Annotated in this window: 17 protein-coding genes; 15 read left to right on the forward strand and 2 right to left on the reverse strand. The window is 51.4% G+C overall.

Annotated elements, in window-relative coordinates:
• The first annotated feature begins 124 nt into the window (after positions 1 to 124).
• From tssH to ACT3IC_RS19340, 14 genes are all read left to right on the forward strand, one after another.
• Entirely contained in the window at positions 125 to 2,764 is a 2,640-nt protein-coding gene (tssH, locus tag ACT3IC_RS19275) for a type VI secretion system ATPase TssH (RefSeq protein WP_473478653.1), read from the forward strand.
• On the forward strand, positions 2,764 to 3,324 hold the full coding sequence (locus tag ACT3IC_RS19280; RefSeq protein ID WP_214422077.1) for a type IV secretion protein Rhs: 561 nt from the start codon (positions 2,764 to 2,766) through the stop codon (positions 3,322 to 3,324). Before tssH ends, ACT3IC_RS19280 begins: the two co-directional genes overlap by 1 nt.
• A complete protein-coding gene (locus tag ACT3IC_RS19285) occupies positions 3,318 to 3,842 on the forward strand; it encodes a putative T6SS immunity periplasmic lipoprotein (RefSeq protein WP_199184420.1) in 525 nt (174 codons plus the stop codon). The genes ACT3IC_RS19280 and ACT3IC_RS19285 overlap by 7 nt, the downstream gene beginning before the upstream one ends.
• An 18-nt stretch (positions 3,843 to 3,860) precedes the next feature.
• Positions 3,861 to 6,383 carry a type VI secretion system Vgr family protein gene (locus ACT3IC_RS19290; protein ID WP_473478657.1) on the forward strand — a complete coding sequence of 841 codons (2,523 nt, stop codon included), beginning with the start codon at positions 3,861 to 3,863 and terminating at the stop codon, positions 6,381 to 6,383.
• Between the two features lie 14 nt (positions 6,384 to 6,397).
• The gene (locus ACT3IC_RS19295) at positions 6,398 to 8,644 is read left to right on the forward strand and encodes an ATPase (RefSeq protein WP_473478660.1); all 2,247 of its coding nucleotides are present in this window, start codon (positions 6,398 to 6,400) and stop codon (positions 8,642 to 8,644) included.
• A gap of 12 nt (positions 8,645 to 8,656) precedes the next feature.
• The gene (locus tag ACT3IC_RS19300) at positions 8,657 to 9,625 is read left to right on the forward strand and encodes a formylglycine-generating enzyme family protein (protein ID WP_236560458.1); all 969 of its coding nucleotides are present in this window, start codon (positions 8,657 to 8,659) and stop codon (positions 9,623 to 9,625) included.
• Between the two features lie 196 nt (positions 9,626 to 9,821).
• Positions 9,822 to 10,802, forward strand: a complete 981-nt coding sequence (locus ACT3IC_RS19305) for a formylglycine-generating enzyme family protein (RefSeq protein WP_473478663.1) — start codon at positions 9,822 to 9,824, stop codon at positions 10,800 to 10,802.
• A 472-nt stretch (positions 10,803 to 11,274) separates the two neighbouring features.
• Positions 11,275 to 11,532: a PAAR domain-containing protein gene (locus ACT3IC_RS19310; protein WP_103179839.1), complete on the forward strand. Its 258-nt coding sequence runs from the start codon at positions 11,275 to 11,277 to the stop codon at positions 11,530 to 11,532.
• A gap of 3 nt (positions 11,533 to 11,535) precedes the next feature.
• Entirely contained in the window at positions 11,536 to 12,717 is a 1,182-nt protein-coding gene (locus tag ACT3IC_RS19315; RefSeq protein WP_473478667.1) for a hypothetical protein, read from the forward strand.
• Between the two features lie 21 nt (positions 12,718 to 12,738).
• A complete protein-coding gene (locus tag ACT3IC_RS19320; protein WP_473478670.1) occupies positions 12,739 to 16,131 on the forward strand; it encodes an ImcF-related family protein in 3,393 nt (1,130 codons plus the stop codon).
• Positions 16,132 to 16,258: 127 nt separating this feature from the next.
• Positions 16,259 to 17,155 (forward strand): phospholipase D-like domain-containing protein, encoded by an 897-nt coding sequence (locus ACT3IC_RS19325; protein WP_473478672.1) that lies wholly within the window; start codon positions 16,259 to 16,261, stop codon positions 17,153 to 17,155.
• Between the two features lie 74 nt (positions 17,156 to 17,229).
• Positions 17,230 to 18,189, forward strand: a complete 960-nt coding sequence (locus ACT3IC_RS19330; RefSeq protein ID WP_473478675.1) for an SEL1-like repeat protein — start codon at positions 17,230 to 17,232, stop codon at positions 18,187 to 18,189.
• A gap of 169 nt (positions 18,190 to 18,358) precedes the next feature.
• Positions 18,359 to 18,622 (forward strand): PAAR domain-containing protein, encoded by a 264-nt coding sequence (locus ACT3IC_RS19335; RefSeq protein WP_103179835.1) that lies wholly within the window; start codon positions 18,359 to 18,361, stop codon positions 18,620 to 18,622.
• Between the two features lie 2 nt (positions 18,623 to 18,624).
• Positions 18,625 to 19,860 (forward strand): hypothetical protein, encoded by a 1,236-nt coding sequence (locus ACT3IC_RS19340; protein WP_473478678.1) that lies wholly within the window; start codon positions 18,625 to 18,627, stop codon positions 19,858 to 19,860.
• A gap of 79 nt (positions 19,861 to 19,939) precedes the next feature.
• Here ACT3IC_RS19340 and ACT3IC_RS19345 read toward each other — a convergent pair whose 3' ends face one another.
• Together ACT3IC_RS19345 and ACT3IC_RS19350 are read right to left on the reverse strand one after the other, a co-directional pair.
• On the reverse strand, positions 19,940 to 20,506 hold the full coding sequence (locus ACT3IC_RS19345; RefSeq protein ID WP_159339652.1) for a DJ-1/PfpI family protein: 567 nt from the start codon (positions 20,504 to 20,506) through the stop codon (positions 19,940 to 19,942).
• A 53-nt stretch (positions 20,507 to 20,559) separates the two neighbouring features.
• On the reverse strand, positions 20,560 to 21,792 hold the full coding sequence (locus ACT3IC_RS19350; protein ID WP_325941015.1) for a sensor domain-containing diguanylate cyclase: 1,233 nt from the start codon (positions 21,790 to 21,792) through the stop codon (positions 20,560 to 20,562).
• A 692-nt stretch (positions 21,793 to 22,484) separates the two neighbouring features.
• On the opposite strand from ACT3IC_RS19350, the gene ACT3IC_RS19355 reads away from it, so the two are divergent.
• A complete protein-coding gene (locus ACT3IC_RS19355) occupies positions 22,485 to 23,453 on the forward strand; it encodes a methyl-accepting chemotaxis protein (protein WP_473478681.1) in 969 nt (322 codons plus the stop codon).
• The last annotated feature ends 119 nt before the right edge of the window (positions 23,454 to 23,572 follow it).

Raw genomic sequence — 23,572 nt, forward strand, 5'->3', positions numbered from 1 at the left:
GGTCCTCCGGGTATTCAGCAAAGAAAAAAACAATCTGCCAGCCTGACCGAATGCGCTTTGGGTTCCTTAAATGAGGAAAAGCGACGGGCGGTAGCGTGTCCGGAACTGATAAAGAGAGAATCTCATGGAAAATCCAGCCATCCTGTTACGTCGTCTTAATCCTTATTGTGCCCGTGCGATGGAGGGCGCTGCCTCCCTGTGCCAGACCCGGGCCCATGCGGAAATCTTGCCTGAGCACTGGCTGCTGAAACTGCTGGAGCAGGGCGAGGGCGATCTGACGGTACTGGCGCGGCGCTATGAATGGGATATGGACGCCATCTGGCAGGATTTGCTGGTGTTCATGGATTCACTGCCGCGCTCAGTGCGCAGCCGTCCGCAGCTTTCGGACGCGGTGCAGTTGTTAATGCAGGATGCCTGGCTGCGCGCCTCGCTGGCAGGGGAGGAGCACATTCGCAGCATTCACCTGCTGATGGCGCTGGTGGAAAAACAGAGTCTGGCCCGCTGCGATGGTCTGTGGCCGCTGTTAACGCTGGCCCAGAGTCAGCTGGAGCGTTTACGTCCATTGCTGGATGCGCAGTCGGACGAGCGACCGGAGGTGCAGCAGGAGGCTGAGATGACGCAGGGCGGTGAGGTGGAATTTATCGGCCGGCCGGTTGATGCCGGAGTAAAAGAAGGGGAACTGAATCCGGCCCTGCAGAACGCGTTGGATAAGTTCACCCTCGACGTCACCGCCCGCGCTCGCGAGGGTAAAATCGACCCGGTGTTTGGCCGGGATAATGAAATCCGCCAGATGGTGGACATTCTCTCAAGACGCCGCAAGAACAACCCGATTCTGGTAGGCGAGCCGGGTGTCGGCAAGACCGCGCTGGTGGAGGGGCTGGCGCTGCGCATTGCGGAAGGCAATGTGCCGGATGCGCTTAAACCTGTTTCGGTGCGCACCCTTGACCTTGGCCTGCTGCAGGCGGGTGCAGGTGTGAAGGGTGAGTTCGAACAGCGGCTGAAAAACATCATAGACGCGGTGCAGCAATCGCCACTGCCGGTTCTCCTTTTCATTGACGAGGCCCACACCATTATCGGCGCAGGCAATCAGGCGGGCGGGGCGGATGCAGCCAACCTGCTGAAACCGGCCCTGGCCCGCGGTGAACTGCGCACCATCGCCGCCACCACCTGGAGCGAGTACAAGCAGTACTTCGAACGCGATGCTGCCCTGGAGCGCCGCTTCCAGATGGTTAAGGTTGACGAGCCGGACGACGACACCGCCTGCCTGATGCTCCGGGGGCTAAAATCCCGCTATGCGCATCACCACGGGGTGCACATTACGGATGAAGCCGTTAGAGCCGCCGTTATCCTCTCCAGGCGTTACCTCACCGGCCGTCAGCTGCCGGACAAGGCGGTGGACCTGCTGGACACCGCCTCGGCGCGTATTCGCATGAGCCTTGACACTGTGCCGGAACCGCTAACCCGGATGAAGGCGCAGCTCACGGCCCTGGCGATGGAAAAGCAGGCCCTGCTGGAGGATATGGCGGTGGGTCACGCCACCCATGGAGAGCGCCTGGCCGCCATCGAACAGGACGAAATCAACATTATCCTGCAGCTCGACGCGCTGGAAACGCAGTACGGCCAGGAGCTGAAACTCACAGAAGAACTGCTCGCCTGCCGCGCGGATATCTCGCGTCAGGCGGAGATTGCCGACCTGCAACAGCAACTGAGAGAAGTTCAGCAGGGTAACCCGTTGCTTGGGCTGGACGTGGACACGCGTACTGTCGCCACCGTCATTGCCGACTGGACCGGCGTGCCGCTCTCTTCATTAATGAAGGATGAGCAGACGGAACTGCTGAGTCTGGAAGCCAGTCTGAGCAAACGTGTGGTGGGCCAGGATGCCGCGCTGAACGCTATTGCGCAGCGCCTGCGCGCCTCAAAAACCGGGCTTGCGCCGGAGAATGGCCCGCAGGGTGTGTTCCTGCTGACCGGTCCAAGCGGCACCGGCAAAACCGAAACCGCGCTGGCGCTTGCCGATGAACTGTTCGGCGGCGAGAAATCCCTTATCACCATCAATCTCTCCGAATACCAGGAGCCGCACACCGTCTCCCAGCTCAAGGGGGCGCCTCCGGGCTACGTCGGCTACGGCCAGGGCGGCATCCTCACCGAAGCGGTACGCAAGCGTCCATACAGCGTGGTGCTGCTGGACGAAGTGGAAAAGGCGCACCGGGACGTGATGAACCTGTTCTATCAGGTCTTTGACCGCGGTTTTATGCGCGACGGCGAGGGGCGGGAAATCGACTTCCGTAACACGGTGATTTTGATGACTTCCAACCTCGGCAGCGACCCTATCATGCAGATGCTGGAAGAGCAGCCGGAAGCCACCGAAGGTGACCTGCACGAACTGCTGCGCCCGTTGCTGCGCGACCACTTCCAGCCCGCATTGCTGGCGCGTTTCCAGACCGTGATTTACCGTCCGCTGGCACAAGCCGCAATGCGCAGCATCGTCGGTATGAAGCTGGCACAGGTGAGCTCACGTCTGCAACGACACTACGGAATGACGACGGAGATAGGCGAAAGCCTGTACGACGCGCTGACCGCCGCCTGCCTGCTGCCGGATACCGGGGCGCGCAATATCGACAGCCTGCTTAACCAGCAGATACTGCCGGTGCTGAGCCAGCAATTGCTAACGCATATGGCGGTGGGGCAAAAGCCACGGCACCTGATCCTTGGCTGGGATGAAGAGGAGGGGATTGTGATTGAGCTACGGCAGGGAAGTGAGTGATGACTATCCATGATAAAAAAAAGAAAACTGAGCAAAAAGAAGAGAAAGAAGGCTCACTGCGGTTACTGACGACAGGGGAAGTTGAACTGGCGAAGTCGGTATTCAGATCGACGATCCCGTATCATAAGGTTTGGATCCATCATGACAGCTATCTTCCCTTTGGGCTACAGAACAAAAATACGGCTATGGCACCAAATGGAGAAATTTATTTCCGTGAGCATTACCGGGAAGATTATTCGCTCAGTGTTCCTTTCTATAAACATATGTTTATTCATGAAATGGTTCATGTCTGGCAGCGGGAAAAGGGAATGAATGTCATCGGTCGGGGACTGGTGAGTTGGGCGGTGAGTTATCGTTATGTTTTGGATGGACGACTCTTAAGTGAATATTCTATGGAACAGCAGGCACAGATTATCTCTGACCATTTTATTCTGCTTTCGGAGGGATACACAAAATGGTGTGGGCTCCGGGATCATCATGTCATTACACTTGATGGGAATATCAGTGAGCCGGTGCTTGAGAAGCAGTATGAAAATACGTTGCGGGGGTTTCCATGGTAAGCATGATCCGGCAACATTATTTTTCAGCCTTTTTTTTATTATTCTGTCTCCCTGTGCTTACTGGTTGTCCTGGAGACCGATGGCGATTCGACGAAGAAACAACAGTCAGTACAAGAGGAGGAGATATCTGTTTTGATATACCGGATGCAGAGGATTATCAACCGGTAAATATTGCTATTAATCCGCGCGGGACGCTACCACGTGAAAAGAAAATTATCTTTCTCCCACCCCTCAGGGTAGAAAAGGGTCAGTTATGCCTTCCTCCCTCTTTCTATCATTTTCCGGAAAAAGGGCAGTTCATCATTTCCTATGTACTGCAATCAAAACGCCATAAAGACACGCCACGAAGAATGGTCTCTGGAGTGGAAATTAGCCGTGGGTGCATTTTCAATATTCCTCTTACGGATATGGAGATAATACGGCCCTATAGCGAAATGAAAAATACTGATATTACGCCTGTTCAGGGCAACCATGCTGGATCCTGTGAATACCCCTATACCTCAGATCCTCTTAATTAAATTCATGGAATGAAAATAATGACTTTAAAAGACTCTCTGCAAAACGCTCTTGCGACGCCGGGAACCCTGAACCGTTATCGCCTTGATATTCCCTCCTGTACCTGGCCGCTGGATGTTGAAGAGTTCAGTGGTATGGAAGGGATGAGCCGGATATACGCCTATGACATCATATTTACCAGCACTAACAGGCAGCTTGACGCCAGCGAGTTTTTACGTAAACCCGCAACCCTGACGATGGGGGCCGGGTTACTGGAGGTGTTGCCTGAGCAAAAAAAGGTCCACGGCGTCATCACGGATTTCAGACGTATCTCCGGCTCTGCCGACCAGACGCTGTACCGCATCACCCTGAAACCTTTTATATCCTTGCTGGACAGGCAGTTCCGCTCCCACCGTTTCTTTGTCAATAAATCAGTGCCGGAGGTGGTGGAGCTGATACTGCAGGAGCACGGTCTGCACGGCTGGGAATATGAATTTAATCTTAAACAAAACTACCCGAAGCGTGAGCAGATAAACCAGTACCAGGAGAGCGACCTGGCTTTCATCCAGCGTCTGCTGGCTGAGGTGGGGATTTTTTATTTCTTCACCTTGCAGGAAGACGCACAAAGCGAGGTGGTGCATTTTGCCGATGCGCAGCGGTCGCTGATGTTTGGTAAAACCCTGCCAGTCAACAGCCCGTCAGGGATGAGCGACAACGGTGCTGAATCGGTGTGGGGACTGAATGTTACCCATAATGTGGTGGAAGCCAGTGTCACAGCCCGGGATTACAACCACCGTGATGCACAGAGCATATTGCAGTCTGCGCCTGCGGATATGACCCATGGGGACGGCGAAGGGGTGACTTATGGCGATGCCTATCACTACCGTCTACGTCATCTTGCGCGTGGCGACAAAATCGACCCGCAGGCGGAGACTGCCAACTTTTATGCCCGCCTCGATCATGAACGTTTTATGGCAGACCAGTCGCAAATTACAGGCCACAGCACTGCGGCGTGGCTGGCTCCCGCTCAGGTTCTGACCATTACCGACAATTTGCCTCCAACCCTGCCAGCTCTATTACAGGAACCGGTGCTGCTCATCAGCACGCATTTTACCGCCAGCCGCAAGAGCGCTCTTCAGGTAGATATTTTTGGCGTGCCATACAGCGAAACGGTGTGCTGGCGTCCGCCGCTACTGCCGCGCCCCAAGGTGACGGGCACCATGACGGCGCGCGTCACCAGCGCTAAAGCCAATGATATCTATGCCTGGCAGGATGCCTCCGGCCTGTACCGGGTGAAATTCGATGCTGACCGGGACGGTAAGGCGCAGGGGCAGGAGAGCATGCCGGTGCGTCTCGCCAAACCTTACGGTGGCGACGTGTACGGCTTCCACTTTCCACTGATCCAGGGAACGGAGGTGGCGATCGCGTTCCATGAGGGCGACCCTGACAGGCCGTATATCGCCCATGCGCTGCACGACTCGCGGCATGTTGACCACGTAACGGAGAAGAACAGCACGCGCAATGTAATCCGCACGCCGACCAATAATAAGCTGCGGATGGAGGACAAGCGCGGCGAGGAGCATATCAAGCTCAGCACCGAATATGGCGGCAAGACGCAGCTGAACCTGGGACATAATGTGGATGCGTCGAGGGGATTACGGGGAGAAGGTGCTGAGCTGCGCACCGATGACTGGGTCACAATAAGAGGGGGGAAAGGGATCTTTCTCAGTGCCGATGCTCAGCCGAAAGCACAGGGACAGATGTTGGATATGAACGCGGCGATCGCTCAATTACAGGGTGCGTTGCAACTGGTGACAGCGCTAGCGCAGAGTGCGAGTGTATCAGGTGCGCTGGAAGCCGATATAGCTTCTCAACAGCAGCTTGGCAATATGCTTGCACAGTTAAAAGATGCGGGGCTACTGGCTTCCGCTCCGGCGGGTATTGGTCTGGTTACACCGAAAACTATTCAGCTTTCCGCAGGCCATACTCTGACCGCGACAGCGGGTGGGAATGCGGATATAAGTATAATTAAGAAGTTTACAGTTGCGGCAGGTGAAGCTATCAGTTTGTTTGCCCAGAAAATGGGAATGAAGTTATTTGCCGCCAAAGGTACCGTGGATATTCAGGCACAGACCGGTGCTCTGCGTCTTCAATCTAATAAGACAATGAACATTAATAGTGTCAGTAGTGAAATTGTACTGAACGCTGCTCAGGGTATTACGCTGACCAGTAAAGGTGGGGCGTATATCAAAATCAAAGATGGCTCGGTGGAAATTGGTGCACCAGGTAAAATAAATCTAAAAAGTGCAAATATTTTATGGGGAGGCAGTGCTTCATTAGAACAGGCACTTTCTCCAGTATCGGTTAGCGATCCTGAATTTCATAATCCGATGAATGGGGGGTTCAGGATTCTGGATACATCCACTAAACAGCCTAAGCCTTATGTGCCTTACCGTATCGAAACTGCGGACGGAAAACTTATCCGGGGAGTGACGGATGAAAATGGCATAACACAATCTCATTATGGCCTCGATCCAGACTCAATTAATTTGTTTTTTGAGTAAAGGGACTGACAAAAATGAACGGAAAAAGTGAACCTGTAGCACAAAATACACTAAGCAAGAAAAATGGTAATGCTGTGGATGTGTACCACGCTTCTGCCACTGTTTATTTTAGACCGGATACTGAAGAACTGATAATCCTTGCTGAAGAGGCCTGCGATGATTTTGATCGTCACTGGGGTGAGTTACTGTCAGCAGTGAATGATGTACATGAGGCTGGTAAGGCCTACTCTTCAGCTGTTGAAAATTATGGCAATGCATTCAGTACCCCTTCCGAAAACGCTGCGGAATTTGAGCTTGAGGACAGTGCTACAACGCAGCAAAAAATTCTGGATGAGAAAAAAGCTGCGTTGCGGGACAAACTGGGAGACTTCACTCCGGCAGGCTATGAGACCGTTGTCGAACTGATACCGGTTATTACAAAGAAGAAGCACGGGCGGCGCTCCGGCCCCGGTAGTAAATATGTGTACGTAAAAAAGGGATACTACGACCAGTTGGGAGCCGGAAAGAAACATACCGTTTCACTCAAGGCAAAAGACAAAGCCTCTGCTGCCGAAAGCATTTTTATTTATGATATAAACGGTAACCGGAAAGGTATTGATACCCAAAAGCTAAAAGAACAGCTCACGAAAGCAGAATTTCCGAAACCTGATACCAGTATTGAGTTATTCAGCCTGGATAAAGAAGATATCGGAGAAATCGATAAAACGCTGACAGACTGGGCGGATTGCTGGAATAATAGCCTGATTGTTGACGGGAAAGAAATTGGTAATCATGTTGATGTGTCTGCCGGTGCACAATTCATGCGCTTTACTGCCAACGCTGGTGCCAGCGGAGAATGGGATGCCAAAGATGGAAAGTTATCTATAAAAGGAGAAGCTTCCGCTGTTCTTGCTATTGCACAAGGCTCTGCCAGTGCAACCTATTACCTTCCTGACCGCGTGGGCTGGCCGCTGGCGTACACACCTGAAAACGCTGATATTCTGAATATGGGCATGCTTCGCCTGTATTTAGAAACCGAACTGATTGGATTTGTTGGTGCCTCTGCCCAGATAGAAAGCCAGTTACAGGTCACCACAATTGGTGCAAAACAGATTCTGATGGGAAAACGCGATCCCGAAAATACCCTTCCTCGTTTTAATGAGCGTCGTATTTCCGGCAAGGCATTCCACAAGAAGATGAAGGAAGGCGATGAAGGTGTAACCAGCAGCGCCGAGCTATTTGGCGGGGCGAAAGTAGAAGCTGGTCTGAAGGGCGGTGTTCAGTGGTTAAAGCCTGTTGCCGCGACAGCGTACCAGGGAAAAATGGGAGAGGAGGCAAAAGCTGCCGCTGAATACGTTGATTTTTGTACCATAGGCTCCAGCATTACCGGTATGGCTGGCCTGGGGGGAGGGGCAACCTTTTATTGTACATTCTTGAACGGTAAGTTTTGCTTTAAAATCGCAGCCAGCTTGTGTTGTGGTCTTGGAGCCAAAGGGGCTTTTTTATGCGAGGTGGGTTACGAAAAGCTGGCAGATTTCGGTGCCTGGCTGGCCTATCAGCTATATGGGCTGGATTATCATTTCTTTGAATTGATTGTCGAGGATGCATTTAAAGCGTATAGCAAAATATGTGTCATGCTGATTTCTGATATGAAGGATAAGGTTGTACAGTTGCTTGATAAAATAGACACGATGGTTGACACTATTCGTACTACTTTTAAAGAGTTCCAGGAAGATATGACTGATGGAGTCAATGCATCTTCAAAGCGAAACCAACTTGCAAAAGAATTAAACACCATTCCTGAAAGGTTATTGAGTTTTACTCCCGAAGCAAAGGGGAACTTATTGTATTTGCTTACACGACATGGGTTCTGGGATCATGTTGATATTAACAATCGAGGTGATGGCTTTATTCCGGATATTTATCATGACCGCAAGAAAGCTATTATCAATATTCTGTCTACTATCCAGACCAGACGTGAATGGACAAAAGTGATGACCCACTGTTCGAAGGATGGAACGGATCTGGCGTTGTCGCATCCGATGAGTGAGGACGCACTGGTATCCTGGCAGGAATCCGAGCTTCGGACCTTTTTACAGGAAGGCCTGAACCGTGATGATGAGCTGGACATCATTAAGTCCCGCATTCGTGATCAGGTCGCGTGGGGCTATGCTCTGGCAATGAACAATACCTACGATTATAAACTGGCGCAGGGCACTAACCCGTTATATCCCCGGATGGGGGAATTTGGCCCACTCTCTGATAATCAGGCACTGGCCTGAGGAGTGATATCTGTGAATAAATTACTTAGCATAATAATATCTGTGTTGTTGTTAACTGCTTGTGATAAACCGGAATCCTCGAAAAATGATAAAAAGGTGAACCAGGCAGAACTAAATAACTTTATTAAAAATATAAAAACAAACCTGGTTTTTGTCGAAGGCGGTGGTTTTGAAATGGGGGACTTTGGCGAGAAGCTATATGGCGGTCAGATTGACCCTTATCCGGACAGCAAACCCCTGCACAGGGTGGAACTGACCAGCTACTCAATGAGCAAATTCAAAATCAGTAACCGGGATTATCATCTGTTTCTGGATTATCATCACCACTCAGTAAGAGAAGTGCGCGCTGCATTGAAGGATGATTGGACAGAGTATAACAGTACGCCCGAAACACCCGTCAGAATTGACTGGTATGAGGCGGCAGATTACTGCGCCTGGTTGGGGAAAATGACGGGCCTGCCTTTCTCCCTGCCAACTGAAGCGCAGTGGGAGTACGCCGCCCGAAGCCGCGGACAATTTATAGTTTTACCCACCAATACGGGCAAAGCAGACATTGAATTTCACAGCGGAGGAAAAGATCGTGGAATAAACATAAGTACCAGTTACGATCGAAAATTATTCGCAAGAAAGAATAATACGCATCTTGAAGAATTATCAAATGTACCGGGTGATGCTTATCCGCCCAACCCCCTTGGTATCTACGATATGACCGGAAACGGCTTCGAATGGGTCAGCGACTGGTATGATCCTGATTATTATAAAAACTCACCCACCAAGGATCCTCAGGGACCTGAAAAGCCTGAATTCGAATATGACGGAAAGGGATATCAGAAAGTCATGAGATCTTCAAACAGCTATAACGGAATAACAGGTTCTACAGTGGGACGAACCTTTCGTTCTCCGCGTGTTCCTGAAGACAGTATTCCACCCAGTCAAACAGCACGTTGTGTGGTCAACTCTCCCGTTTCCGTCAATAACTAGTTTTTTACAGAAAGGCCTGAACCGTGATGATGAGCTGGACATCATTAAGTCCCGCATTCGTGATCAGGTCGCGTGGGGCTATGATCTGGCAATGAATAATACCTTCGATTATAAACTGGCGCAGGGCACTAACCCGTTATATCCCCGGATGGGTGAATTTGGCCCACTCTCTGATCATCAGGCACTGGCCTGAGGAATGATATCTGTGAAAAAATTACTTAGCATAATAATATCTGTGTTGTTGTTAACTGGTTGTGATAAACCGGAATCGCCGGAAAATGATAAAAAGGTGAGCCAGGCAGAACTAAATAACTTTATTAAAAGTATAAAAACAAACCTCGTTTTTGTCGAAGGCGGTGATTTTGAAATGGGGGACTTTGGCGAGAAACTATATGGCGGTCAGATTGACCCTTATCCGGACAGCAAACCCCTGCACAGGGTGGAACTGACCAGTTACTCAATGAGCAAGTTCAAAATAAGTAATAGTGATTTTGATTTTTATATTCTTTATAATTATTTAACGAAGAGAGCAGTCACCAAAGCTTATAAAAAAATGTGGTCTGATTTTAATTCGACGCCTCAAACACCAGCTCAAATTGACTGGTATGAGGCGGCAGATTACTGCGCCTGGCTGGGGAAAATGACGGGCCTGCCTTTCTCCCTGCCAACCGAAGCGCAGTGGGAGTACGCCGCCCGAAGCCGCGGACAATTTGTGGTTTTACCCACCAATACGGGCAAAGCAGACATTGAATTTCACAGCGGCGGAAAAAACAGGGGCATCAATCTTGGTACTGAATTTGACAGGCAACAATATGCCTTAAAAAGTGGAACCCATCTGAGGTCTTACTCCAGCTTACCGGGTGATGCTTTTCCACCCAACCCCCTTGGTATCTACGACATGGCCGGAAACGGCTTCGAATGGGTCAGTGACTGGTATGATCCTGATTATTATAAAAACTCACCCACAAAGGATCCTCAGGGACCTGAAAAACCTGAGTTCAAATACAAAGGAAAGGGATATCAGAAAGTGGCGAGGTCTTCAGATACCTACAATGGAATAGTTGGTTCAACAGTGGGACGAACCTTTCGTTCACCGCGTGTTCCTGAAGACAGTATAGTTTTACCTAACCAAACAGCACGTTGTGTGGTCAACCTTTCTGAACCAGTCGAGCATTAATTTTGCAGGTAGATTTTTATGCATTCGTATTAATGAAAAAACTCCCCTGGCGGAACCGTTCTTGAGCGAGTTCGGGTGTCAGGGACAGATCATTAAAAATTGTTTTATTGAACAGTGGTTTTTCTGGTTTATTAATCAGTTGCGCGAGCTGTGATCTGAGTCAATACCCGACAATCAAAGCGGGGATAAGTACAGGCCGAGTTGGTTTCAAGAAACAAGCGCAATGGGGAAGGCGCAAGGAGTTTAGTTTCGGAAAATCATGGGGAATAAAAACGGATGGTACGATTGGAGAACAACACTCTGATGAATTTAGTAACGCAGATAGAAAAACCCTGTTTTTGAGGTGATTAATAAATCCGGTTGGTGGATCGAAAAAAGCTTTGTTGGTAAGTATTGTTTCAATTTGGCTTGGTCGATTCTTATATTGATAGTCTTATTCGGGACGATGTATTTTCTGGCATAAGGAGGGATTATGCATGGTGTTATTCGTATTTATGATAAAACTACCCATGGTGGCACCGTACTTGAAGGTAGTTCCGGTGTGAAATTTATGGGGCTGGAAGTAGCCTGCCTAATGGATAAAGTATTCTGTCCCGTACATGGCGAGACTTATATTATAGAGGGTGATGAAGGCTCAAAGATTAATGGAAAGCCAGTTGCTCTGCATGGTCATCGTTGTGGCTGTGGTTGTACGTTGATTTCTTCATTACCCAATGCCGGAAAGCGCTAATTTATGCCAGTTGATCTTAAACAAAACCCGAAGATGAAGCAGCTACCTCTTCCTCCGGATAAGTCGCGCTGGTTAATTGTAATTGCATTATGTGTGGTTGCGGGGGCAACACTGGCGCTTTATCTCTGGCCCAGGGGGCTATCCACGCATTCTGCCTGGTTCTGGTACTGTACGCTGGTGACCCCTTTCGCTTTTGGGCTGGCAGGTTACATTATCCGGTTGCGGCACTATGAGAACAAACGCGATCGCATACTTTGGTGGAATCATTTACATCAGAAACAGTATGACGAGCAAATTATTCTGGGTCAACGAGCAGTTGGCGTACTGGGAATGAGCTATGTTACACCGATTGCCAGTAACAAACTTGTTGTAGCGCTTTTACGAGGTGGGACAGCCCTTCAGACACAGTATTCTCTGACCCACCAGTCTGTGCTGACTACGGCCTCACTTTCTCCTCCATTAACAATATTCCTTGAAACAGGATATCAGTCACGGCTTGAGTCATTACTTAAACATGTTGTCAGCCAACTGAATGCTGAGTTGCTTCAGTTTACCGGTAATCTGTCTGTCCGCCTTCTTCATGATGGCACGCTGGACAATGAACATATTCTCGATATCTGGCAAAAGATATTTCCGGCATCAGTTGCTGTACATAGAGTCAATATTGTTAAGCATAACGATGGAGTGATGTGGATAGATGAATGGCTTGACAGGAAAGATGCATCGCTTGTTCTTTCCATTGAGATCAATTTGTTTCTCCAGCCCCGCAATCAACAAGCGGAATCAGTATCTGCCCTATTGCTGGCATCTCCCTCATGGCTGGAGCGGCAGCACACAAAGCCGCAAATTTGGATACATCGTCCGGTTGTTGTTGATAGAAATGACGAATCTGTTACTGATGTGGCTTGCTGGGGAAAGATGATCCCCGATTCACCCTGGTATTTATGGCGCTCGCAGGTAAATGGCGATGTGCTGGTTAACCTTCTTCAATCAATGGATAAGCAGGGCTATTTGAAAGGAAAGAAAGGAGAAATGATTTTGGATGATGTTTTTGGCAAACCGGGGACGGCTGTAGGCAACATCATGTTAATTTGCGCTTGTGAGCACGCTACTGTTTCAGGGTTGGCTCAATGGCTGATAGCTGACGCTAAAACCATACAAATGGTGATTGTCCGTCCCGCTTAATCTTACGCAAAGGAAAGCGATGTGAAAAAGAAAAAGCGCCTCAGTTCATGGTTAATTATCCTGCTGATTGTGGTCGTCGGTGGCTTTCTTATCTGGATTGAAAACCCTCTCGTTCATCTTATTACTACAGAGGAAAAACTGGCTTTATCGCTGGCTGTAGCTGGTGCTTGTTTATTTATTCTTTTCTTTGACGATGTATTTGCCCGGCTGGGGCAGTGGTTCATCTCACAGAGCTTTATCCAGCAACTCCGGGAATTGTCAGGCAAAAGACCTCATCGGGACGATTTATTATCTGCTCAAGTGGGCAAATACAATGAGGAGCTCAAGAGTATTCGTCTGTATCTTCGCCATATTTACGGTCGCACATGGTCACGCAAAACCCGTATTTTGCTCGTTACCGGAAGCGTGGTTGATATTGAGCGGCTCACCCCAAAACTCACGCAGGAACTCTGGCAGGAAGATCAGGGAACACTGTTGCTGTGGGGGGGTGATCCGGCGACCCATCTGGATTCCGACTGGCTGATTGCTCTACGTAAACTGCGCCGTCGCCCCGCGGACGGTATGGTTTGGGTGACGTCAGGTCTGGACAGACTGCCAGATATAGAGGGCAGCGCGAGTCCCGCACTCTCACTGGACACCATGGATTTACTATCCCATGCCCTGAGCCGCCGCTATGTAGTCTTGGGCTGGAAACTTCCCCTGTATGTCTGGTCGCTGCATTCCTGTTCCGGTGACCAGCCGGGACGCATCACTCAGCCAGTGGGCTGCCTGTTGCCCGCAAAATGCTCTCCGCAGACGCTCGCCGCACAACTGGCCGGATTGATACCGCACCTGACCGGGCAGGGGATACAGCAGGCATGCACTGACCCACAATATCATTTCCTGCTCAGCCTGGCCGACCAGCTTACCCGTAAACCGGAAACGGTAGCGGAGCCGTTATCAGTGCTGGTTAATCCGTACCGTCCGCTGCCGCTGGCCGGCGTGGTCTTCAGCCCGGCGACTGTCGGCGGTGAACGCAGCGTGAAACATCACTGGGGACGTGATAACCGCTGGGATATCATTCAGGATTCTGTTCTCTCTTTACCCGCTGGACTACAGGCGCAGAAAACGGGGTTTTCCTGGACGAAGGCATATGCCCTCACCGCTGCTGCTCTGCTCCTCCTTTGGGGCGCGTCGATGGCTGTCTCATTTATTGCAAACCGCAGTCTGGTGGCAACTGCACAGGAGCAACTGCAGAAGGCGTCGGCAGAAAAGCAGCCGCCGGTAGCACATTTGCAGGCCCTGACTGAACTACAGAAGACCCTTGCCCGGCTGGAATACCGCTCACGGCACGGCGTACCCTGGTACACCCGTGGCGGCCTGAGCCAGAACAATGCTCTGCTGTCGGCACTCTATCCGCGCTACGGGGAACTGGCACAGCCGCTATTGCGCGATGCGGCTGCAAAGCATCTTCACCAGGAGCTGTATGCATTCGTGCAACTCCCTCCAGAAAGCCCGCTGCGTGAAAGGCTGGCAAAATCCGCTTACGATCAGTTAAAGCTGTACCTGATGCTCGCACGTCCGGAAAAAATGGACGCCGCGTGGTTCTCCGCCACGCTGATGCGTAACTGGCCGCAGCCTTCAGGCTCAACCAGCAGTATCTGGCAGGGCAGTGGGCCATCGTTGCTGGAATTTTACGGTGCCAGCCTTGCGTCACATCCTCAGTGGCGTTTGCATGCCGACGATATGCTGGTGAGCCAGGCTCGCACTCTGTTAATAGGCCAGATGGGGAGGCGCAACAGCGAGTCCACGCTCTACCAGAAGATGCTCGCTCAGGTGGCGAACCAGTATGCCGATATGCGTCTGGCGGACATGACCGGTGACACAGACGCCGAGCGCCTGTTCACCACCGATGAGGTGGTACCGGGCATGTTTACCCGACAGGCCTGGGACGAAGCGGTACTGCCCGCCATCGATAAGATAGTAAAGGAACGTCGCGAAGAAATGGACTGGGTGCTGAGTGACAGCCAGCAACGCATGACGCAGCAGGTCTCGCCGGAGGCGCTGAAACAACGCCTGACGGCACGCTATTTCGCGGATTACAGCGGCGCCTGGCTGGATTTTCTCAACAGCCTGCGGCTTCGAAAAACTGCCACCCTGTCAGATGCCATTGACCAACTCACCCTGATGGCGGATGTCCGTCAGTCGCCTCTGGTGGCGCTGATGAACACGCTTAACGTTCAGGGACGTACCGGTGAGACCGGCGAGGCGATAGCGGATTCACTGGTTAAATCTGCAAGAAACCTGCTCGACAGTAATAAACAGCCGGTCATTGACCAGAGCCGGGGGACACACGGTCCGCTGGATGCCACCTTCGGGCCGGTGCTGGCGCTGATGGACAATCGCGAGGGGGGAACACAGACCAGCAGTCTGAACCTGCAGACCTTCCTCACCCGCGTCACTCAGGTGCGCCTGCGCCTGCAGCAGGTGACCAATGCCACCGACCCACAGGCAATGACCCAGGCGCTGGCGCAGACGGTGTTCCAGGGTAAGGCGGTGGATTTAACCGAAACCCGCGATTACGGCAGTCTGGTGGCGGCGGGGCTCGGCCAGGAGTGGAGTGGTTTCGGGCAGACGGTATTTGTGCGTCCGATGGAGCAGGCCTGGCAACAGGTACTGACGCCTGCAGCAGAAAGCCTTAACTCGCAGTGGCAAAGTGCAGTGGTAAATGACTGGAATACGGCTTTTGGTGGACGATATCCGTTTAAAGATGCGAGCGGCGAGGTGTCGCTTCCTTTGTTGGCGAAATACCTTAATGCCGATTCCGGGCGTATCACCCGCTTTTTGCAGACTCGACTTAATGGCGTGCTCCATAAAGAGGGGAGTCACTGGGTACCGGACAGCATCAACGCTCAGGGCCTGACCTTTAATCCGGAATTCTTACAGGCAGTGGATACCCTGAGCCACATTTCTGATGTGGTGTTTACTCGAGGGGAGGCCGGGCTGTCGTTTGAGCTTCGCCCCGGTACGGCCGATGGCATTATGCAAACCACGCTGGTGATCGACAGCCAGAAGCTCACCTATATGAATCAGATGCCCACCTGGAAAAGGATTAACTGGCCTGCTGATACAGAGGGTCCAGGTGCGGCCCTCAGCTGGGTAAGCACCCAGGCCGGAACACGGCAGTATGCTGACATGTCCGGCGTCTGGGGTTGGATTCGCCTGCTTGATCAGGCCACCGTAAGTCGTTATGCCGGATCGGGAAGCAGCTGGAGTCTGAGCTGGCGAGCGCACGACGGCAGGCCGTTGAACTATACCCTGCGAACCGAGGCTGGCGAAGGGCCGTTGGCGCTGCTGAAGTTACGTAACTTCACTCTTCCGAAAGCCATATTCAGCGTCAGGGCATCAGTAACTGGTTTACAGACAGAATGGTAAACTGCCGCGGCAGGATATTTCCAGCCAGGTCACCGGCCCGATTCTGGAGCATCTTCACCATAATTTTGCCACGGCGTGGTATAAAGAAACCGGTCAGGATCTGCTGACTATCCGCAATGCTGCTGTTGTGGCTAAAAATCTGAAACCAAGACCTGATCAAGGTACGCCGCTGCTGGCACAGTTATTACGAACTCAGGCGCAGGCAGGAAAACAGGATATTGAAACGCTCTACCTGAAGGCTGTGAATAATGCGACACAATTTATCTATATCGAAAATCAGTATTTCCGCTGGCCGCCGCTGGCAGATTTAATTAATCAGATTGCGAAAAGACAAAGTAAAGCGGGACGCGAATTATATCTTTTTGTTGTGACTAACGTAACAGATGAAGGTATTGGCGCCGGAACCGTTAATACCCAGCGCATGCTGGAGACGCTCGGCCAGGCTAATACTATTCCTGAAGTGACCAGACTGCGTAAGGTCGGCCAACTTAGTAAAGAAAGGTTCAGTAGTGCGCCTGGGTATATCGACCCGGGCGAAATAAATAAATATAACCGCGAGGTAAGTGAGAAAATCGCTGATTTTAAAAAGAGGGCGGATGAAATTCAAAACAGTGAGATACTGCCTGAAGAACGCCCCGGCTTGAAGGTTCATATCTGTTCATTAGTCGCACCAGACTCGCCGGCGGATGAATGGATGCCTGTTTATATTCATTCCAAATTAATGATTGTGAATGATGTGTTTACCACACATGGCTCAGCCAATATCAATACGCGCAGTATGCAGGTCGACAGTGAAATGAATATTGCCCATGAGTGGGCCAGCGTGACGCGGGATCTACGGCGGCGGTTATGGAATCTGCATACTAATGGGAAAGGGGGGCAGGATGATCCGGCGAAGGCATTTAAGGAATGGGGGGATCTTCTGGATAAAAATGAAAAATATCAGGGCTCAGGAAAAAAACGTCCCGAAGCTTCACTGATTAAATTCTTCTATAACAAACCGACGCTGAGTGACCTGGACTGATGAAACGACTCTTAATTTAATTCTGCCTGCTTCTGGTCGCCTGTGACCAGAACAATACCCACAAGGATGCGCCCATGGACCCGCTGACCGATATTAACGCCCGGCTGGCGTTTACCTGTAAACATCAGATTATTCCTGAGGCGTCGGCTGATACAGATGTGCTGTTTAACTATGCCCGTTGGTTGCAGAAAAACAATCTGATTAACCGGGATAAAACGGTGGATGTGGAAATTGCGCGACTGTATCGTATCGCGGCAGAAAACGGGCATTACAAAGCCAGTATCAACCTGCAGAACGGGGCACTGCGCGGGCGATTTTCGCTGAGCAGTCCTGAGCGCCTGCGCCTGAGTCAGCAACTGATCGATGCAAAAATAGCGACCGGATACTACTTTATTGCCATCTATCTGGAGCACGGTGCGGCAGGACTGGCGCAGGATCCGGAGATGGCGCTGCGCTATTACCGCAAGGCGGCAGATGAGGGCAATCCCCAGGCCCAAGCTTATGTGGGGGGTAAACTGGCACCTGCGGATATGGCGCCTGATATTGCCCGACAGATGTTCAATTGTGCTGCTGAACAGGGTAATGGTGAGGCTGCAAGGGCTTTGGGGGTTGATCTGAAAATTAGCAAGCAATATCAGGAGGCACTAGAGGTTTTCCAGCTGGGTGTCGCTGCCGGAGATGAAACATCGGCGGCCTGGTTGAGTGATACCTTTCTTGGACCGGATCCCGGGGATTCTCTGGATTACATGGGGCAGCAAAAAGATACTGAACGTGCTCGTAGGTACAAGGTAATCTGGCGTATCCTGGCAAAATACTCCTGGGCACACCCGACGGTCCCGGATATCAACGATATCGTTCCACTGCCACCTGCGCCGCTCCCGGAGTGGGATGGCAGACTTAAATGGCTGGAAGCGTGGAAGGCCAATGTGCCACCGCCAAAACCCAGCGCGGCGCTGATAGCGGCGCTGGCGAAAGCGAAGCAGCTCAACCCGGAGACGGGCAGGCCGCTGCCCGAATCCCCTGATTTCGACTAAACCAGCCTAGCCCGGCTGCTGTGTCGCAGCGGCAAGTTGAGCTCCATAAGCGGCTATGCGTTTCTGCAGCTAATCGATTTTTATCCAAAACAAATGCATCACTTACTGCTCTTTATTATGAGCAGTAAGCGATCGCAGCGTTGTTAACGCAACTAAGGGGAGTAAACCCATGAAAGGAATCATTCGTATAGGCGATACGCATACCGGTGGAGGTAAAGTGCTAAGTGGCTCCCTTAATATGAAATTTGGGGGCATCGGCGTGGCGCGGTTGGGGGATCCTGTATTTTGCCCAATCATAGGTCATGGACAAAATGTTATTGCTGAAGGGCATCCCACTTTTATGGATCACGGTGTACCCGTTGCATTCCATGGCCACCGGTGCGCTTGTGGCTGCCAGTTAATTTCCAGCTTGCCACAAGCGGCGGTACGTTAAATATGCCTGTAAATCTGAAACAAAATCCTGCACCCGCTCCCCAGCCCGAATTGCCCAAATGGTGGCTATGGCTGTTATTACTGCTGGGCGGATGCCTGGTCGGTACGGCCTGGGCAATTCTGAACAACCAAGGGAAATCTGTAATTGATGCAGCAGAGTTTTGGGAAACGGCGCTTGTATTTCCAGCCCTGATTTGGATGAGCCTGCTGTTGGTACGCATCGTCTGGTATAGAGGAGTACAAGCAACGGCTGATGGGAGTAATGAAGTACGTGAACAAATTCTTCAACACCAAATCCAAAGGGGGCGACGTTGCCTGGCTGTTTTAGATGTCAGTCTGCGCACTGCTCTGCGTGAGCATGGCGATAGAGATGGCCAAATGCAAAGGAAGGCTCTGCAGGGTAAGAATCAGGCTTTAAGAACTCAAGCCTCCTGGCAAAGTGATGAAGGTAAACGTCATAGCCGGCTGGCTCTTATTGATGACGAGACGCCAGAACAGCTTATGAGTAGAGAATTAAGTGATACCCTCGAGGAAATGAGTCACGCGCTCGCATCTGTTCCAGCCGATATACCCCTCACAGTGCTTGTGGAGAGCAACAGTCGATTGTCTCAACGTCAGATACAGTTAATCTGGCACCGGTGCTGGGCTGCAAGCCAGATCCGGCAACCAGTAACGTATATTGAAGGCAGAGGGCTTGAGGTGGTGGATGAATGGCTGGACGGTAATATGGATAGCCGGGCGATGTTATTGATCGTCGCGGTGCAGGTGGCTCCCGAAGAGATTGAAGGGACAGCAGAGGTTGTGGTTGGTTTATTGTTGAGAAGCCATCCACAGGAAGCTGATAGCCTGAAGCCGCTAGCTCTCTTACATCGCCCGGAGCGTATGCATGGGATGAGTAACGAAGATTTTCATTATGCTCTTGAACGCGCGTTAGATTGGGTTCCGATCCAGGCTAAAGACGTTTCAGTGGGCTGGCTGGTAGGGGTTAATGCGAAGTGGAGTCAGGCTATCGCTACAGGACTGATGGCCATGTCGAGCCCTGTAAACATAGGACAGGATTTGTACAATCTGGACACTAGCCTGGGCTATCCTGGTCCTGCTGCACCCTGGTCAGTGATTGCGTGTGCAGTTGAACACATTTCCGAGGGTAAACCGCAGCTTACTATAAGTGGCGAAGGCGTCGTTGACCGACCATTGTGGGTGACGATGGTGACATCTGCTTCTGAAATAAAGAGCTAAAAAATGGATGTCAGCAATTAATAACTATATCGACAGGCTGGCCTGAAACCACCAGCCTGTCACGGCTCTCTTTAGCCGCTTACTGCTGCAATACCTCAGCAAATTTTGCCAGCCACTGCGGATGGGCAGGCCAGGCGGGCGCGGTAACCAGATTGCCGTCGACGTGCGCCTGGTCGATGCCAATATCGGCATACTCGCCACCGCTGAGGCGGACCTCTGGCGCGCAGGCCGGGTAGGCGCTACAGGTTCGTCCTTTAAGAACGCCAGCGGCAGCCAGCAGCTGTGGGCCGTGGCAAACGGCGGCAATCGGCTTACCTGCCTTGTCAAAGGCCCGCACCAGTTCGAGTACCTTCTTATTCAGGCGTAAATATTCCGGCGCGCGTCCGCCGGGAATTAACAGGGCATCGTAATCTGCCTCTTTCGCCGTAGTAAAATCGGCATTGAGAACAAAGCGGTGGCCGGGCTTTTCGCTGTAGGTCTGGGCACCGTCAAAATCATGGATCGCCGTCATGATAAAATCGCCTTTAGCTTTATCAGGGCAGACCGCATCAACCTGATGGCCAATCATCTGCAAAGCCTGAAAGGGGACCATGGTTTCATAATCTTCCGCGTAATCGCCGACCAGCATCAGGATCTTCTTGCTCATCATCACCACTCCTCAAAAATAAAGTGAAAAACAGAGGACGCCAGCAGGCGCAGTTACGCCGCCAGCACTTTGTTACGACCATCATTTTTGGCGCGATAGAGCGCATCGTCCACGCGCTTAAACAGATCGTCGATACTCTCGTCCGGGTTATGCCGCGCAACGCCAATACTTACAGTAAAGCGGGGTAGACCGGGAATGGCAATGCGGGCGATTGCCGTGCGCAGGGTCTCTGCGATCTGCATGGCCGCATCCAGTGACGTGCGGGGCAGCAGCAGGACAAACTCCTCGCCGCCCCAGCGGAACACGTAATCATCTTTACGGCTACCGCTTTCCAGCATCCGCGCGAGGGCAATCAACACCTCATCGCCTTTCTGATGCCCAAACAGATCGTTGATACGCTTAAAATGATCGGTATCCACCAGCAACAGACTGAACTCCTGCTGTGCCGGCAGATGGTTTGGTGAGGTTTGATCGGTGAGGTGATAAAACTGGCGGCGGTTGAGCAGCCCGGTAAGCGAGTCGCGCAGCGCGGCGTGTTCCAGCTCCTGCTCAAGCCGTTTTTGCTCGGTGATATCATGAATGATGCAGAGCATTAGCTTATCGCCGTATATCTCAATGGGGCCGGCATAGGTTTGTACGTGCCGGGTCGTTCCGTCGGCAAGGCGATGGATAAAGTTGAGCGGTTTATGGCCGCCGGGCAGGCGCGCGATCTCCATCATCACCGGCATAATATTGCGTCCCAGCGTGTTGATCTCCCAGGTGTGCTTGCTGCACATCTCTTCGTGGCTGTAGCCATAAAAATTGAGGGCTGCGAGATTCGCATCCACAATCAGGCCGTCGCGGGCAGGGTCGATTAACAGCATCGGGGCGCTGTTGGTCTGGAAAAAGCGGGCGTAGAAGCCCTGTTTCTTGCGCTGATAGGTGCCTGAGCGAGTGGCTTTAAGTCCCGTTACCGGCTGTCGGGCGACGCCTTCGAAGACAATCACCTCACCGATCGTGTCAAAAACGGCCAACGAGAGGTGACAGGTAAGGCTGGTTGGCTGGTCATCGACCCGCACGCTCCAGACTTCGACGATCTCCTGACGTGCCTTTAAATCGGGAACATACATCGCAAGCGTCGCCTGCGCATGGGCCGAGCAAACGCCTTTACGCATGACATCCAGCGTCGCATTCTGCATGAGCATTTTGGCTGCCGTATTGGCGAACAGCACATCCTCCGTTACCGGGGATACCAACCATACGGGCGTTCTAAGCATGTCCAGTGCATCAAACCCTGAAGGCGACATAGGTCAGTCTCATTTATCGGCACTTCAAATACCTGAGGACCACGACGGAGCGGTACGCGTGGGCTTCTCTGAAACATACTCTAGTTCATCCGATCGGACAGGATTTTTTTGTGATATCCGTATGAATTTCGTATTAAATTTACCAACTGGTAAATTTTCATTCGCTGCTGTCACGTGAAACCAACTGTTTAATTCACTATCAGATCGCTGCTGTTAAAAGTATTAATACAATTTTTTTATCCACGCTACGTTATTTAAGCATAGCTAAATATTCTCTGTCGAAACTGATTTGTGGCTTAAGTATAAAGGTTTAAATAGCGATACCAACCATTTGTAGCGCTAATGGTCATAAGAGCAGGCTGATTTTGAAAGCGTATTTGTTTACAGGAGTGTTTGTGAAATTAAGTTTCTCCCTAACGCAAATTATAAAATGTTAAATATTAAAACTTTGCCTCTGCGAAATCAGAGTGAAAAAATAAAAACTGAATGCTATATAGTGGTTACCTTCTGAAAATACCGTTGTAGGATCTATTATGCTTAGAAATATAAGTGTGAGGACTTTTATTCTGAGTTATCTGCTGGTTGTGTTTATCGTTATTGATGGCCTGGTTATATTTTTAGCACCGCAAACATCTTTGTTAATTTTGCTAAACTCTTTATTTCTCGTCGCGTGGGTTTTTCTGTGGATTTACATGACGCAATATCTGGTTGTGCCAATCAACACCGTGAAAAGGAGCATCGAAGAGGTTATCTCGGGCAACCTGGGGGTGAGCATCCCTGAATTTGGTAATAACTGTGCAGGCCGGTTGATCCCGGGAATCAATACGTTGTCCAGCAATCTCGCTACGCTGGTGCGTGAGATCCGCTCTTCTTCCCATACCGCAATGACCCTGTCGGAACAGCTCGCCGCCCGCAGCACGGCGCTGGCCGCTAAAACCGAGCTACAGTCGGCGTCCCTGATTCAGACCTCCGCAAGCATGGAACAGATGGCCGCCACCACTAAAAATACGGCAGATAACACCCGACTGGCCAATGAAAAGGCCAGTGCCGCCACTCTTCAGGCAAAAAAAGGTGGCGAGCTGATGGGGCAGGTTGCCAACAACATGCACTCCATTACTGAGTGTGCCCAGCAGATGACGGAGATCATCACGCTGATTGATGGCATCGCCTTCCAGACCAACATTCTGGCGCTGAATGCCGCGGTTGAAGCCGCCCGCGCGGGGGATCATGGTAAAGGCTTCTCCGTCGTGGCGGGTGAGGTTCGTAGCCTGGCGCATCGCAGCGCCGAAGCGGCTAAAAATATCAAGTCACTCATTGACGTCACCAGCAGCAACGTCAGTCAGGGGGCGATGGTGGTAGCGGAGGCTGAGAAAAACATGCACGACATCGTCAGCGGCTCCGGGCAGGTCAGCAAACTGATGGATGAGATCTCCACCTCTACCGACGAGCAGGAAAAGGGCATCGTCCAGATCACCCAGGCGTTGAGCGACCTGGAGCAGGTGACCCAGAGTAACGTGGTGATGGTTGAAGAGCTGTCGGGTTCATCAGCCGTGCTGAAAAATCAGGTTGTTGAACTGCAAACCCGTACCCGTAACTTCCGTCTGGAAGCGGCATCCACGGCGCCCCTGTACGAGGGGGGAGCCTTACCCGCACGAGCCTGATAATAAGCCTGGTTCGCCAGGCTTTCTCATCGTGTCCAGGGAACCGGATTAATCTCTTTTATGAATAAATTCAGCGCGATGCCGGGAGAAAATATTGCTTAAGCTGGCAGGGTGGCTAG

This window comes from Leclercia sp. GHBNCSD (assembly GCF_055805075.1).